Below are 13927 nucleotides of genomic sequence, written 5' to 3' on the forward strand. Positions count from 1 at the left end.
TGCCTCTCGACTAGTCGACGAACGTGTAGTGGGTGGCATCGGCGACCAGGCCCGAACATGGCAAGGAACTCCCTTGGGACTGGAGTGCGTTCGTACTGCCCGTCCAACCGAGGACGACACTCACGCCGTGATGCGCTAACATCGCTGAATCATGCTGCCAACAACTAACGATGTTCCCGCTACTGGACCGCTTGCGTCCCTCGAACGCGCGGGGCTAGACGCTGCCGCCTGCCTCTTCCACGGCCTCAGCGACCGGAACCGGCTCATCATCCTCCGCCACCTCGCCCTCGGTGAGCACCGCGTCGTCGACCTGATGGCGCACCTCGGGCTCGCCCAGTCGACGGTGTCCAAGCATCTCGCCTGCCTCAAGGACTGCGGCCTGGTCGACTCCCGACCCCAGGGCCGCGCGTCGCTGTTCTCTCTCACCCACCCGGAAGCCGTGCTCGATCTGCTCGCCGCCGCCGAGCAGCTCCTCGGGCTGACAGGTGACGCCGTCACGCTGTGCCCCAACTTCGGCACCGACACCCTCCGCAAGGACTCTCGATGAGCGCCCACGTGCACGCCCCGGCCGCGCTGACGCTTCAGGACAAGGCGCGCCTCGGTCGCCGTGCCCAGCTGCTCGCCGGCGCGTCGGTGACCTACAACCTCATCGAGGCGGTCATCGCTATCTCCGCCGGCATCATCGCCGGGTCAGTCGCGCTCGTGGGTTTCGGCCTCGACTCGGTCGTCGAAGTGTCCAGCGGTCTCATCATCTTGTGGCAGTTCCGCCACCGGCTCCCCGAGTCCCGTGAACAGCAGGCGCTGCGGTTGATGGCGCTGTCGTTCTTCGCGCTCGCCGCCTACGTCACCTTCGAGTCGGTGCGCGCGCTTCTCGGCGGGCACGACCCGGACACCTCGACGGTCGGCATCGCGCTGGCCGCGGCGTCGCTGGTCATCATGCCGTTCCTGTCCTGGGCCCAACGCCGTACCGGCAAGGCGCTCGGCTCGAACGCGGTGGTCGCCGACTCCACGCAGACGCTGCTCTGCACGTACCTGTCTGCGGTGCTGCTGGTGGGGCTCGTGCTGAACGCGACGCTCGGCTGGTCGTGGGCTGACCCCATCGCGGGCCTGGTCATCGCCGCCGTCGCCGTCAAGGAGGGCCGGGAGGCGTGGCGCGGGGAGAACTGCGGGTGCGGACCCGTCGGCATCGGCACAGAAGCTGAGGAAGCCGGCGACGGGTGCTGCAGCGGCGGCACGTGCACGGACGGCTGCTGCACACCCGTCGACCAGAACCACGAGCCCACCGCCCCGGTTTCCGAGGTTTTCGAGATCGGCAGGCGGCCGTGATGTCTCGACCCGCGCACAACCTGCCTGGCTCTCCGTCGCTGACCGACGCCGAGACCGAACGGCTCACGCGCCGCGGGCTGCGGCTGGCTCAGTTCACCGTCGCCTACAACGTCATCGAGGGCGCGGTCGCCATCACCGTCGGTCTGATGGCCGGGCTCGTCTCCCTGGTCGGGTTCGGGCTGGACTCGGGTATCGAGTCCGCCGCCTCCGTCCTGGTCGGGCTCCGGCTCGCCGCCCGGCTCCGCCACGGCGAAGCCGACGAGGCCAAGGAGAGACGCGCCCTCAAGGCCGTCGCGGTCACGTTCTTCGTCCTGGCCGCCTACGTCGTTCTCGAGGGCACCCGGTCTCTGCTCGAAGGTGAACCGCCGGAGAACTCGACCGTCGGCATCGTCTTGCTGGTCGCCTCAGTGGTCGTGATGCCGCTGCTTGCCCGTGCCAAGGGACGAGTCGGTGAACAACTCGGCGGAGACCCGCTCATCCTGGCCGACGCCGCGGAGACCCGCATCTGCGTGCTGCTGAGCATCTCCACGCTCGTCGGCCTCGGCCTGTACGCCCTGACCGGTGCGGCGTGGCTCGACCCCCTCGCCGGGTTCGTCATCGCCGCGTTCGCCATCCATGAGGGACGCGAGGCCTGGGAGGGCGAACTCGTTGAAGACGACGACGAACAGGAGGAGAACGATGACTGAGCTGGGCAACGACGCGGTCGCGGTCGCCGCGCTGGCCATCTACGCGGTCTACCTCGGCGTCGGGTTCGGGCTACGCACCTGGCTGCAGTGGCGCCGTACCGGTGACACCGGCTGGCGAGGCATCTCAGGACGGTTCGGCTCTGCCGAGTGGTGGGCCGGCGTCCTGTTCACCGCCGCGCTCCTAGCCGGCGTCCTAGGCCCCGTCACCGCCCTGCTCGGGCTCGAGCCGGTCGCAGCCCTGGGCGATGCGGTCGTGCAGGTGGTCGGTGCCGGGGTGGCGGTCGCCGGCGTCCTCGCCACGTTCGCCACCCAGCTCGCGATGGGCACGAGCTGGCGTATCGGCGTCGACGAGACCGAACGCACCGACCTCGTCACCGCTGGCCCGTTCGGCCTCGTGCGCAACCCCATCTTCACCGCCATGGCCGCCACCGGCCTCGGCCTCGCCCTCATGGTCCCCAACCTGGTGGCGCTCCTCGGGTTCGCCCTGCTCCTCGTGGCACTGCAGCTTCAGGTCCGCGTCGTCGAAGAGCCCTACCTCGTGCGCACCCACGGCCAGTCCTACGCCGCCTACGCGGCCACCGTCGGCCGCTTCATCCCCGGCCTCGGACGCGCGACACCCAGACCCACCAACCACCCCGCCATCAACTCTGCCGACGGCTCGACCGACCGGCGCACAACCACCGAGGGAGTCGCCTGATGGGCGCCGGACACAGCCACGGACCCGCAGCAGGGCATGCGGGCGGGCGGCACCGCTGGCGCCTCGCAGTCTCCTTCGCCCTCATCGCCGTGTTCTTCGTCGTCGAGCTCACCTACGGCCTGCTGTCCGGGTCTCTTGCACTGCTCTCGGATGCCGGCCACATGGCAGCCGACGTCGTCGCCCTGGGCGCCGCGCTCGTCGCCACCCGCATCGCCACCCGACGTGACACCACCGGACGCCGGACCTACGGCTCCTACCGCGCCGAGGTCTTCGCCTCCGGCCTGGCGGTCCTGCTGATGCTGGGTGTCGCGGTGTACGTCGTCATCGAGGCGTTCGGTCGCATCGGGGAAGAGGTCACGGTCGAGACCGGTCCGATGCTCGTCGTCGGCGCCGTAGGCCTGCTGATCAACGTCATCGCGATGGTCCTGCTGCGCGGCGGCGCCGCCGAGAGTCTCAACGTCAAGGGCGCCTACCTCGAGGTCGTCGCCGACACCGCCGGCTCGGTCGGCGTCATCGCCGCCGGCCTCCTCGTCGCGGCCACCGGCGAGTCCTACTGGGACACCCTGGTGGCGCTGGCCATCGGCACCTTCGTTGCCGTGCGTGCGGTCATGCTCGGCCGCGAAGTCCTCGCAGTCCTCGGCCAACACGTCCCCGCCGGCATGGAGATGAACGACGTGACCGCCGACCTCGAGGCCATCGACGGCGTCGACGACGTCCACGACCTCCACGTGTGGACCCTCACCTCCGGCATGCACGTCGCCACCGCCCACCTCGTCGCCCGCGACACCACCACCGCAGCTGGCGTCCTGACCGAAGCGCGACGGGTGCTCCGCACCGACCACGGCATCGAGCACGCCACCTTGCAGGTCGAGGCAGCAGCCGACAAGGGCTGCCAAGAGCTCGACTGGTAGCCGACCCGGCCGACCGTCACACAGCGTCGGCACCAGCCGCCGCCCGCCCTTGGTGGACCAGTCTGCGCTGGGCGCAGGACGTTCGCCTCTGGTCATGGCTTCACGCCTAGCGCACGGTGGAGGGAGCGAACCTTGGAGGTTTGAGATGAGACGCCCTGTGGTGTGGCTCGTGGCCGTCGTGACGGTGCTGTTGGTCGGTGCGACCACGGCAGTCGCGGTGAATGTTGCGGACAACGATGACCGATGGTCCGGACGCGGCGGCGCAATGATGATGTCTGACCGGGACGACCGGCCCCATCGAAACTGGCAGCCGGGTTGGCACGGGCCTGGACCGATGATGCCCGGTGGCATGCACGGGATACGAGTGAGCAGCGAGGACGCCTACCTGGCCGAGATGGTCGCGCACCACGAGGAAGCGGTCGCGGCGGCACGAGAGCTGCGGCGCTCACCGCGCGCGAGGATACGTGAGTTCGGTGCCGCCATCGTCGCCTCACAGTCCGCCCAGATCGACCAGATGCAGCAGTGGCTGGCCGACTGGTACCCGAACCGGACCGACGAAGTGAACTACGAGCCGACGATGCGGGACCTGACCCGGCTGTCCGGTCAGAGACTGGACCGGGTGTTCTTGCAGGACATGACCCGGCACCACATGGCAGCGGTGATGATGTCGCAGCGGCTGCTGGCGCGGGGACTGGCCGAGCACGACGAAGTCGCGGCGCTGGCTCGAACCATCCGCAGCGAGCAGCACGACGAGATCTTCCAGATGCGCCGGTGGCTCCGAGACTGGTTCGGGTACGACTGGCAGCACAGTCCGCGCGGTAGCGGGTGGAGAGGCATGCACAGCATGGGCGGCCCGCGCGACGGCGGGTGGAGTGGCATGAACCACGGCCCGCGCGACAGCGGATGGAACGGCATGCACGGCACGGGCGGCCCGCGGATGATGCGGTAGCTGAGCCTGTCGCCGACTCCTAGACGAGCTGCACCACCTGACCTGCTTCTACCCGTCTGGGCTCACAGTGCTGGACAGCCTGTCTTGTCTTGCCGACCCTGGGACCACAACGTCCCTCAGTACATGGAGCCTCGCACCTGGTGCATCGCCGCCGCTGCTGGCGGGTACTCGACCTCCAAGGCCGTCCGGCTATGCCACACGAGGAGGACACGAAATGCCCACCGGAGACATCGAGACCTACCACGCTGACGGCAAGTGGAAGAACCGCGTCGAAGCTCTCGAAGAACTGCCAGGCGAGTACGACACCAAGGAGCAAGCCGTCGGTGTCGGGCGTGAGGAGGCCCGCGAACGCCAGGTCGAGCACCTCATAAGCAACCTGGACGGCACCATTGCCGAACGCAACACCTATGGCAACGACCCCCGCAACATCCCCGGCTGAACACGGCCCCACCGGCCGCACAGACGCATACAGCCAAGACGCCCCCGGCGCCGGACCGCTTCGCACGAAGACGGAGCCACCAGCCCAACCGTCACCTGCGGGTCAGCCGCCACCCCTGCGGCACTGATGGTACGAAGGCTCGTACGGCACGCAGGCAGCCCTTCTGCTCAAGTGGCGCAGCCTTGGCGGTCAGCACGACGGTCTCATCATCGTTGCGGCACCTGACGAGGGCGGTTCGACGTGGACCGTCGTCGAGATGTGGACCGACAGTGCGCTCCTGTCGCCAGCCTGATCCCAGCCGGAGAGGAGGGTCAGCCTGTCCGCGGCGCGTACATGGTGACCGCCACCCCGACGAGGCACACCAGCGCACCGGCGACGTCGTACCGGTCCGGACGGAACCCGTCCAAGACCATGCCCCAGGCCAAGGACCCGGCCACGAACACGCCGCCGTACGCGGCCAGGATGCGGCCGAAGTTCGCATCGGGCTGCAGCGTGGCGACGAAGCCGTACAGACCCAACGCGATGACCCCGGCACCGACCCACAGCCAGCCTCGGTGCTCGCGCACGCCTTGCCAGACCAACCAGGCGCCACCGATCTCGGCCAAAGCGGCCAGGGCGAACAGCAGCAGCGACTTCACGACCATGGCGGCGAGTCTTCCAGCCGGTCCTCGCAATGCCGTGGGCGCGTACCTCGTGCAGTCAACCGATGTCGGCGGCCCGCGCCGCGCCCAGTTCCAGCTCGACGGGACCCACGCTGTCCGTGGTGGCGCAGGCGACCGGGCGCGAGCGTGCGCGGCGCACCACGACCGCCACGACACTCGCGAGACCGACCACGACCGCGAACACGACGCCGGCGAACGCCAACGTCACAGCCGTGGCAGCAAACCCGGCCACGCCCAACAACCCCACGACCGGTGCCGCACAGCAGACTGCGCACGCCGCGGCGGCTCCGCCGACCATGTGCCGGTCCTTGAACTTCATCACGAGCCTTCCTCGACGCTGGCGGCCCTACTGTCCGGGTGGATGGTGATGGCCGTGAACGGGATGGGACAGCACTCCTCCGAAGCGCAAGCCACGAGGTCGTCACACCCGGCGTCGATGGCGGCAGACAGGTTGTCGCGAATGGTGACCAAGTCGGCGATGCGCTCCTCGACCTCGACGAGCTTCTCGCGGGCCCGTTGCTGGAGGCCGGCGTCGACCAGCTTGCCGTGCCGATGGCGACCAAGCTCGAGCAGGTCAGCCACCTCATCCAGCGTGAACCCGAGGCGTTGAGCAGCCTTGATGACGCGCAGCACCGTGACTGCCTCGGACGGGTAGAGCCGGTGCCCTCCGGGGCTCCGGTTCGGTTCGGCGAGCAGACCCCGGCGTTCGTAGTACCGCAGCGTCTCGATGTTCACGTCTGCCGCAGCGGCCACCTGCCCGCGACGCAGGCCCGCTGGCGCGCCCCCATCGGTAGTCATGAAACACCGCCGAGCGCGGCCTCGGCCCGGGAGACCAGGCCGTCGAGCACCTCGGTGTACGCCGCCGGCACCGATGCGTCGCACGCCACGTCTTGGTCGTTGAGCGGGGTGACGGTGAAGGTGAAGAACGAGCAGCAGGTCGACTCAGCGTCAGCGAGGGCTTGCGTCCGTCGCGCCAGGTCGGCGTCGCCCGCCAGTTTCAGGCGTACGACCGAGTCACTGGTGCGCTCGATTGAGCGGAGCGAGTCGGTGAACAGCTCGTCGAACTCCGCTAGGCGCAGCGGCCGTTCGGCGGTGGGGAGCGTGCAGTCAGCCACGTCCACCCACGGTGGCTCTTCGGTGCCAGCAGTCAGGTGTAGGTCCATGTGCCCACCGTAAGCCTGTACCGGGGTACAGGATGCAAGACCATCCGTCGCAGGCGACCGTGGCGAATGCGAGTGTTCCCGGCCGCTGGAGCAGGGTTCACGTACAAGAGCTCCATCAACTCGTTCGGGGGCCACGACATGTGCGGCTCCAACCCCGGGATCAATGGCAAGTCCTGGAGCATCGCCGACGGGTACCACCCCACCCGCAATGGCTACATTGCTTGGGCTGTGCGCTCGGTCATCGGCTGATCTTCCGGCGCCAGGATCGGGCCCGTCGGCGACCAAGAGGAGGTCGCAACTATCGGGGGGAACCTGCTGACCTGCGGTTATGCAGGTTCCCCCCTCAGGTTCCCCCTCGCGAGAGGCAAAATCGGGCGTACCTGACACTGCACAGTCGGCGGCATGTCCAACTCGACGTCCACAGGCCCCCGATGGTCTACGGGCACCATGTCCCGTGTTGCAGCGGCTCCGTCGCTGGTTGCCGCAGCGCGCCGGTACGCGAGCCTCGGCATCCCGGTCTTCCCCTGCGTCACGGGCGGCAAGCAGCCGCTGACCCCGAACGGTTTCCACGATGCGAGCGTCTCCCTCGCCACGGTCGAACGATGGTGGCGTCGTACACCTGACGCCAACATCGGGCTCCCCACCGGCGTCACCACTGGCGTGCTCGTGGTGGACGTCGACGTCCATGGCTCTGGGAGCGGGTACGAGGCCTTCGACTGCGCCCATCACAAGGGACTGACCCAAGGGTGGGGATGGCTGGTCCGCACACCCTCGGGCGGCATGCACGCCTACTATCCGACCGCCAGAGACGAACAGAGGTGCTGGCAGGTTCCAGGCGCACACATCGACTTCCGCGGCGACGGCGGGTACGTCATCGCGCCGCCCTCGCGCCTTGAGGTCCGCGGCAAGCCAACACCGTACGAGGTCATCGCAGTCTCCGAACGGAAGCCGATGCCGTTGGACGCGGCCAAGCTGCGCCTATTCCTCGACCCGCCCAAACAGACACGCCAAGCGTGCACCCCGCTTCCGCCCCTGGGCACGAGGCCGGAACGGTTGGCCAAGTGGATGGCCACGCAGCCCGAGGGCGGTCGCAACCAAGGGCTGTTCTGGGCGGCCTGTCGCCTCGTCGAAGACGGCCACCCGATCGAGTTCACCATTGCGACCCTGGGCCCGGCCGGTGTCCAGGCGGGTCTCCCCCAACCGGAGGTGGAGTCGACCATTGTCTCGGCGTACCGCACCGCCGTCCCGCGACCTCGGGTGAGCCGCCCGGGCCCTACCCCGGTGAGTGAAGCGATCGCGCAATGAACAGTCACGGCGAGTACCGCCGCCACACCCACCAGCCGCCGGAGATGTCGTACTCCCCCGATGCCAACGCCGGCCCTGGCCACGATGCCGGGCACGAGGGCAACGGTCTAGCCCATGCAGCCGACCCGTCCCTCCCGAGAGACCAACCCGCCGGCCTCAGGTCCGAGCGGATCGCGTGGGTCCGGCCCTCGGACTTGCCGAGCTTCACCGGCCCGATGGTCGGGAGGGGCATCGATCTGCAGGCCGAGCTGATCCGTCGCGCACGCCGTACCCCCACGACCTCGAGCCGCGCAGTGCGCCGCCACATCCACCAATCCCAACGCAGATCGACCCGAGAGGAAGGCATCGGACTATGAACGCCTCATTCGCCACCGGAGAAGGGCTGCGCCAGCTCCTGCAACGCCTTCACAACCTCGACTCCGTGGGCCACTGGTCCTGGCGCACCGACCCCGAGGCCGAGCGACTGATGGAGTTCACGATCCGCAAATACCGCTGGCTGGCGATCAACCACGGCTGCCAGCCCGAGGACTCGGCGTATGCCGCCTTCGAGGCCATGCACACCCGGGCCGTGCGCACCGCCGACGACCCCTGGGCGGTCGTCACCCGCGCAGTGCAGGTCAGCCTGATCGCCGAGGAGCGTGCCAACGGGTTGCTGTGCTCGAACCCGCAGGCACGGCGCCACGTCACGTGGGGTCGTCACGACGCCCGCCGGTTCTGTGAGTACGAGAACGACGTGTTGGAGTACCACCCCGCCCTGCGCGCACCCGCCTTCCTAGGCAGGGTCGTCGACGGCCCCGAGACAATCGATCAGACGAAGCCCACCACACCGGCCGAGGCCACCGACCGCGTGATCGCGCTGTTCACGGCGCTGGGGTGGCCCGAGAACACCACGATCTGCGCGGTGGACTACATCTGTGGGCGGCTTGCCGAATCCAAGAACCGTCCCGCCGCTCACTCCCTGCTACGCCGTGATGAGGTCGGACGGGCAGCCCTCGACCTGGACCGCGACGCCTGGACCGCACTCCTGCGGTTGGTGCTGGGGTGTCCCGAGCCGGAGTACCGGTTCACTCGCGCCGGCCATGGCCTGCTGACACTCTTTATGTGCGGCTACGAGATCACCGAGTTCCTCGCCGACGACGACCTGATCCTCGAGATCAGCCAGACCGCACCCAAGACTGCGAGGCGCATCGATGCCTGACACACGCGGCCACATCGAACTCGAGCGGACCATCGACTCCATCGTCGTCGGCATCCGGCACCGCAAGGACGCCGGCGACATCGAGGCACTGGCCCGCTCGATCGAAGAGGTCGGGCTGCTTCAGCCCATCACCATCACCCCCAACGGCGTCCTGGTGTGCGGGTGGCGGCGCCTGGAGGCAGTACGTCGGCTCGGCTGGACCACCTTGAAGGTATGGGTTCGGTCCGGCATCTCCGACCAGCTCTCGCACCTGCTCGCCCAGCAGGACGAGAATGAGCACCGCAAGCCCCTCACTCCGTTGGAGACCGCCGAGCTGTACGCCGAGATCAAGCGACTCCTCGCCGAGGACGGCCAGCGCCGTCAGGAGGCGACGCGCTTCGGAGCAGGCGGCGGTTCTGACGGAGTGAACGGTGCCGAGGGCCCCACGGCACCACGCGGCTCCGGGGACTCCCGAAATCAAGCCTCACGCATGATCACCGGCGCCCAGTCGTTCGCCCGACTCGAACAGATCAACTGGATCCGCCGCATCTCGTGTGACACCAACCAGCCCGAGTCCATCCGCACGTTCGCGCGCAACATGCTCACCGAGATCGACAACGATGCCCCCGTCGAACCGGCGTACAAGCGCGTCCGCGCCGCAGTCGAATTGGCCAGTACGCCGGACCCTGAGGTCGCCGATCCCGACGACGTGAAGAAGCTCGGCGAAGCAGCACTGGCCCGTGTGCGGCAGCAAGACGCCCGCAAGGGCCTACGGGCACTCAAGAGGAAGCCCACCGGTATGCCGTTCCACCGCAGCCTGAGGTCCTTCATCCTCATGTGGACCGAGCTCGAAGGCTGGTCGGAGCTGTACGACCCCCACGATCTCGCGGGTCCCCTCAGCGACGAGGAATGGGAGCGGTTCGAGCGCGTCGTGGCGGAAACGGTCGAGTTCCGTGAGCGACTCAGGGTCGCGCGCAACGACCTCGCCTCGGCTTAGGTCGCGCACCTGAGGGGACGCCAACCCCTTCGCCGTTCGGAGACGTCATGCTCGACATCACACGCCGCCAGGTCCTGCTCATCCTCGTCGGGGTCCTCGCCGTCTCGACGATGGTCGCAGGCGTCTACGGACTGGTACGCCAACCGGCCGCGCGGCCTGCCGCGAACGGGCATCCTGCAGGCATCGATGCCGAGGCAATCGAGGTGGAGTCGGACGAGTCGCCCGCTCAGGAAGACCGTTCGCTCCCCCGCACCTCCGATCCCATCACCTACGCCCGCGCCGTCGCGACGTCCCTCTTCAACTGGGACACAACCGCTGGTCTGCTGCCCGTTGACTACACCGCGGCCGTGCTCGCCGACACCGACCCTTCCGGTGAAGAGACGCCCGGCCTGCTCACCGACGTGGCGACGTACCTGCCGAGCATCGAGCAGTGGCTGGATCTCGCCACTATGAACGTGACCCAGACCCTCTCCATCGAGCAGGCATTCGTTCCCCACTCGTGGGCAGCGGCGCTCGAGCAAGCGCGTGGACACCTGCGACCAGGTACGACCGCGGTCACCATCACCGGCACCCGCCACCGCGAGGGAATCTGGGAAGGCGAACCGGCCGAGACGTCGTACCCCGTCGCGTTCACTGTCTTCGTCGCCTGTCCACCCGCGTTCGAGCGCTGCCACGTGCTGCGTCTCTCCCAACTCGACAACCCACTGAAGTAGCGCGCGATGAGCATGCGCATCCTGATCGTCGGCGTAGCGCTGGCTGTGGTGCTCGCGCCCGGGGCGGCGGTCGTGGGTGTCGCCACGCTTGTTGGCCCTGCCGCAGCAGGGACAGGCTCGTGCCTCACGGATGCGGCGGCGACTGGCAGCCTCGCCGTCACTGGTGACGTACCCACCAGCCTCTCCACGACGAACGCGAACGGGGAGACCGTCACGTTCACCCAGCGACAACTCCAGCGAGCCGCGACGATCGTCGCCGTCGGCAAGTCCGCGAACGTCCCCGCCCGCGGGCAACTCATTGCCCTCATGGCTGCGCTGACCGAATCAGCCCTCAGAGTGCTGTCCAACGTCAGTGCCCACCCCGGATCAGCCGAGATCGCCAACGACGGCGACGGCGGCGATCATGACTCACTGGGCCTGTTCCAGATGCGGCCCTCGACCGGCTGGGGAACCGTGCGCCACCTCATGGACCCCGTCTGGTCCAGCCGCGCGTTCTACGGCGGCCCCAACGGGCCCAATCACGGCTCACCCTCAGGGCTCCTCGACATTCCGAACTGGGAAGACCTCGAGCTTGGTGAAGCAGCCCAGGCCGTCGAGGTGTCGGCCTACCCGGACCGGTACGTCGTCAACCAGCCCGTCGCCGAGGCCATCCTGGCCGCACTCAGTGGCGTGGGCCTCGGTGCTGGCTTGGCCTGCGCCGACGACGGGGACGGCGAAGTCCCGGTCGACCTTCCCGAAGGCTTCCCTGGCGCATTCATCACCGCGGCGGCCTCACAGCTCGGGCTCCCCTATGTCTGGGGCGGCGGGAACTTCGAAGGCCCCACCGGCGGCGGCTTCGACTGCTCCGGCCTGGTCCTGTACGCCGCCTACCAAGCCTCCGACCGCAGGATCCGACTCCCCCACTACTCCGGCGACCAGATCCGCGCCGGACGCGGCATCGCATGGGCCGACAAGCAGCCCGGCGACCTGATCTTCTTCAGCTATCCCGGCGCCGGCCGGCCGCACCACGTCGCGATCTACGTTGGCGGGGACCAGATTCTTCACGCGCCCCGCACCGGCGACGTCGTCCGCTACGGAACGATCGGGGAGTTCGACGGTGAGGTCATGACGGTGCGGCGTCTCGGCTAGTCCTGGGCCGAAAAGCTGAGTGGGACTCGAGGTCGCTCGATGCGCGAGAAGAGGTTACGTGCCACGCTTGGGAGAGTAGCTATGCGCGAGAGAGGAAGCACCGTGCGATTGCGAGCCCAACCCTTCCACGCGCTGATTCGCGAGAGACCACTGGACTTCACACCGCCGTATGCCGATGCGTCCACGAATCCTGCCGGGTTCGTCTTCTGGTGGCGATTGTTGCAGTACGTGTACGGCCTTCCCGACCCCGCAGAATTCCCCGAACTGCCCTCGCCTGTCCTTGACGCTCAGGAACGGCGTGTCCTCGATCGCTTCATATCGACATGTTCAGAATTGGCCGAGTCGTCGGTGCTCACCCATGAAGGAGGCATGAGAGTCACCGTGCCAGGCCCTGGTAAGGAACCTCATGTCGAGGCAAACTTTCCATCCAACGAATCCCTTCGAGGCACCAACGTCCTGTTCCGCCAGATTTGTAGCCCAGAGGAGCCCGCCAGTTACACCAGGGTGCGCAAGATTCTCGGGCGTCAGATCCATGAAGCGACAGACAGCCACCGCGAGCGACGTTCTGAGGAACATCGGGCGTGGAATCGTGCGCACGGTGGCCTGCAATCCGGTCTCCTGATTCCGACAGCGGGGCGACGGGCGGCCTATGACCATGGCTACTCACTTCCTGCAGGGCAGTTGCTCCCAGGCGAAGACGCTCGACCGCAGCAACTACTTTCGATGTTCCAATACGGCGATCTCATCCACTGGGGCAGGCACTCAGAAGACCTCGAAGCATTGATGCAGGACGACTTGATACATAAGTTGACGACCGTCCGGTTTATCGAGACGTTGATCCAATTGACTCACTTTTACCTGGGCTACTCCGTCGTCCTTCGAGCTGCTTTGGGAGAGACACCTCCGGCCCGAACACACGGCCAAGCGGCTGAGGGCGAGCCAGGAGCCGAGAGCCGCGCTTAAACTCGCACCCGGAGCCAGGATCGGTGAGTCATCGACGCAACCGGCGTGCTGCCTAGGTGCCCCGAGACTGCGAACGTTGAAGATGTCGACACCGCGGCAACGACGCGCCCGCGCAGTCTGCCCCGCTGCACCTCCAATTGCGTCGGCTCCGTTTACGAACTGGCTCTTGCACACCTTCAGAGCATGATCCTTCATCCGGCTGCGTCTATTGGCGGCCCCAACTTCGGAGCCGTCGGCGGCGCCGACGACCTCCGAGCCATCGTTGGTGCCCTTCTGACCTACGGTTTGATCTTCGCCGTACTCATGCTCATCGTCTCCGCGACCACCTGGGCGCTCGCTGCCAACGGAGGTAGTTGGCACACGGCCCAGAAGGCCAAGACCGGCGTGCTCGTCGCCCTCGCCGGCGCGACCCTGACCGGCGGCGCGCTCGCTTGGGCGAACTGGCTGTTGGACCTCGGTGCCCACCTATAAGACGTCCGCCCAGACGTCTCAGGAGACTCCCATGCGCCTTTCACTCTCGGTCCTCGTACCGCTCGACATCTCCATCAGTCCGAACTCCAACGGATTGCCCGGTATCGGCGAGCTGAAGCAGATAGTCGGAGCGTCGATGACGATCGGACTGATTCTCGCCGTGCTCGCTCTGATCATCGCCGCGGTGGTGTGGGCGATGGGGTCGAACTCCTCCAATCCCCATCTCGCCGGTCGCGGCAAGCTCGGCGTCCTTGTCGCACTCGGTGCAGCCATCGCGTGCGGGGCCTCGGTGACGTTGGTGAACTTCTTCTGGAACGTCGGCCAGAGAGTCTGAGGCGGT

Annotated in this window: 18 protein-coding genes; 14 read left to right on the top strand and 4 right to left on the bottom strand. The window is 67.7% G+C overall.

Annotation, left to right across the window (positions count from 1 at the left end):
• The first annotated feature begins 151 nt into the window (after positions 1-151).
• The 7 genes from EXE58_RS18905 (at position 152) to EXE58_RS18935 (ending at position 5008) form a co-directional block, all read left to right on the top strand.
• Entirely contained in the window at positions 152-547 is a 396-nt protein-coding gene (locus tag EXE58_RS18905; protein ID WP_135269276.1) for an ArsR/SmtB family transcription factor, read from the top strand.
• A complete protein-coding gene (locus tag EXE58_RS18910; protein WP_135269277.1) occupies positions 544-1326 on the top strand; it encodes a cation diffusion facilitator family transporter in 783 nt (260 codons plus the stop codon). Before EXE58_RS18905 ends, EXE58_RS18910 begins: the two co-directional genes overlap by 4 nt.
• A complete protein-coding gene (locus EXE58_RS18915; protein ID WP_135269278.1) occupies positions 1326-2012 on the top strand; it encodes a cation diffusion facilitator family transporter in 687 nt (228 codons plus the stop codon). The genes EXE58_RS18910 and EXE58_RS18915 overlap by 1 nt, the downstream gene beginning before the upstream one ends.
• The gene (locus EXE58_RS18920; protein ID WP_135269279.1) at positions 2005-2709 is read left to right on the top strand and encodes a methyltransferase family protein; all 705 of its coding nucleotides are present in this window, start codon (positions 2005-2007) and stop codon (positions 2707-2709) included. Before EXE58_RS18915 ends, EXE58_RS18920 begins: the two co-directional genes overlap by 8 nt.
• Entirely contained in the window at positions 2709-3620 is a 912-nt protein-coding gene (locus EXE58_RS18925) for a cation diffusion facilitator family transporter (protein ID WP_135269280.1), read from the top strand. Before EXE58_RS18920 ends, EXE58_RS18925 begins: the two co-directional genes overlap by 1 nt.
• A gap of 169 nt (positions 3621-3789) precedes the next feature.
• Complete coding sequence (locus EXE58_RS18930; RefSeq protein WP_167289017.1) at positions 3790-4569, top strand: DUF305 domain-containing protein; 780 nt, start codon at positions 3790-3792, stop codon at positions 4567-4569.
• Positions 4570-4783: 214 nt separating this feature from the next.
• Positions 4784-5008: a DUF2188 domain-containing protein gene (locus tag EXE58_RS18935; RefSeq protein WP_135269282.1), complete on the top strand. Its 225-nt coding sequence runs from the start codon at positions 4784-4786 to the stop codon at positions 5006-5008.
• A 311-nt stretch (positions 5009-5319) separates the two neighbouring features.
• Here the strand turns inward: EXE58_RS18935 and EXE58_RS18940 are convergent, their stop codons facing one another.
• The 4 genes from EXE58_RS18940 to EXE58_RS18955 are packed head-to-tail and all read right to left on the bottom strand — an operon-like array spanning position 5320 to position 6833.
• A complete protein-coding gene (locus EXE58_RS18940; protein ID WP_135269283.1) occupies positions 5320-5652 on the bottom strand; it encodes a YnfA family protein in 333 nt (110 codons plus the stop codon).
• A 55-nt stretch (positions 5653-5707) separates the two neighbouring features.
• Positions 5708-5989 carry a hypothetical protein gene (locus EXE58_RS18945; RefSeq protein WP_135269713.1) on the bottom strand — a complete coding sequence of 94 codons (282 nt, stop codon included), beginning with the start codon at positions 5987-5989 and terminating at the stop codon, positions 5708-5710.
• A complete protein-coding gene (locus EXE58_RS18950; protein ID WP_135269284.1) occupies positions 5989-6468 on the bottom strand; it encodes a MerR family transcriptional regulator in 480 nt (159 codons plus the stop codon). The genes EXE58_RS18945 and EXE58_RS18950 overlap by 1 nt, the downstream gene beginning before the upstream one ends.
• The gene (locus EXE58_RS18955) at positions 6465-6833 is read right to left on the bottom strand and encodes a hypothetical protein (protein ID WP_135269285.1); all 369 of its coding nucleotides are present in this window, start codon (positions 6831-6833) and stop codon (positions 6465-6467) included. The genes EXE58_RS18950 and EXE58_RS18955 overlap by 4 nt, the downstream gene beginning before the upstream one ends.
• A gap of 402 nt (positions 6834-7235) precedes the next feature.
• Here EXE58_RS18955 and EXE58_RS18960 point away from each other — a divergent pair, with 402 nt between their 5' ends.
• The 7 genes from EXE58_RS18960 to EXE58_RS18990 all read left to right on the top strand — a co-directional run bounded on the left by EXE58_RS18960 (position 7236) and on the right by EXE58_RS18990 (position 13921).
• Entirely contained in the window at positions 7236-8138 is a 903-nt protein-coding gene (locus tag EXE58_RS18960) for a bifunctional DNA primase/polymerase (RefSeq protein WP_244242327.1), read from the top strand.
• 352 nt (positions 8139-8490) lie between these two features.
• On the top strand, positions 8491-9336 hold the full coding sequence (locus EXE58_RS18965) for a serine/arginine repetitive matrix protein 2 (RefSeq protein ID WP_135269286.1): 846 nt from the start codon (positions 8491-8493) through the stop codon (positions 9334-9336).
• Positions 9329-10312: a ParB/RepB/Spo0J family partition protein gene (locus EXE58_RS18970; RefSeq protein ID WP_135269287.1), complete on the top strand. Its 984-nt coding sequence runs from the start codon at positions 9329-9331 to the stop codon at positions 10310-10312. Before EXE58_RS18965 ends, EXE58_RS18970 begins: the two co-directional genes overlap by 8 nt.
• A gap of 47 nt (positions 10313-10359) precedes the next feature.
• Positions 10360-11025: a hypothetical protein gene (locus tag EXE58_RS18975; protein WP_135269288.1), complete on the top strand. Its 666-nt coding sequence runs from the start codon at positions 10360-10362 to the stop codon at positions 11023-11025.
• A gap of 6 nt (positions 11026-11031) precedes the next feature.
• The gene (locus EXE58_RS20225; RefSeq protein ID WP_135269289.1) at positions 11032-12153 is read left to right on the top strand and encodes a C40 family peptidase; all 1122 of its coding nucleotides are present in this window, start codon (positions 11032-11034) and stop codon (positions 12151-12153) included.
• Positions 12154-13299: 1146 nt separating this feature from the next.
• Positions 13300-13587 (top strand): DUF6112 family protein, encoded by a 288-nt coding sequence (locus tag EXE58_RS18985; RefSeq protein ID WP_244242328.1) that lies wholly within the window; start codon positions 13300-13302, stop codon positions 13585-13587.
• Between the two features lie 31 nt (positions 13588-13618).
• A complete protein-coding gene (locus EXE58_RS18990) occupies positions 13619-13921 on the top strand; it encodes a DUF6112 family protein (protein WP_135269290.1) in 303 nt (100 codons plus the stop codon).
• The last annotated feature ends 6 nt before the right edge of the window (positions 13922-13927 follow it).

This window comes from Nocardioides seonyuensis (assembly GCF_004683965.1).
Classification (GTDB): domain Bacteria; phylum Actinomycetota; class Actinomycetes; order Propionibacteriales; family Nocardioidaceae; genus Nocardioides; species Nocardioides seonyuensis.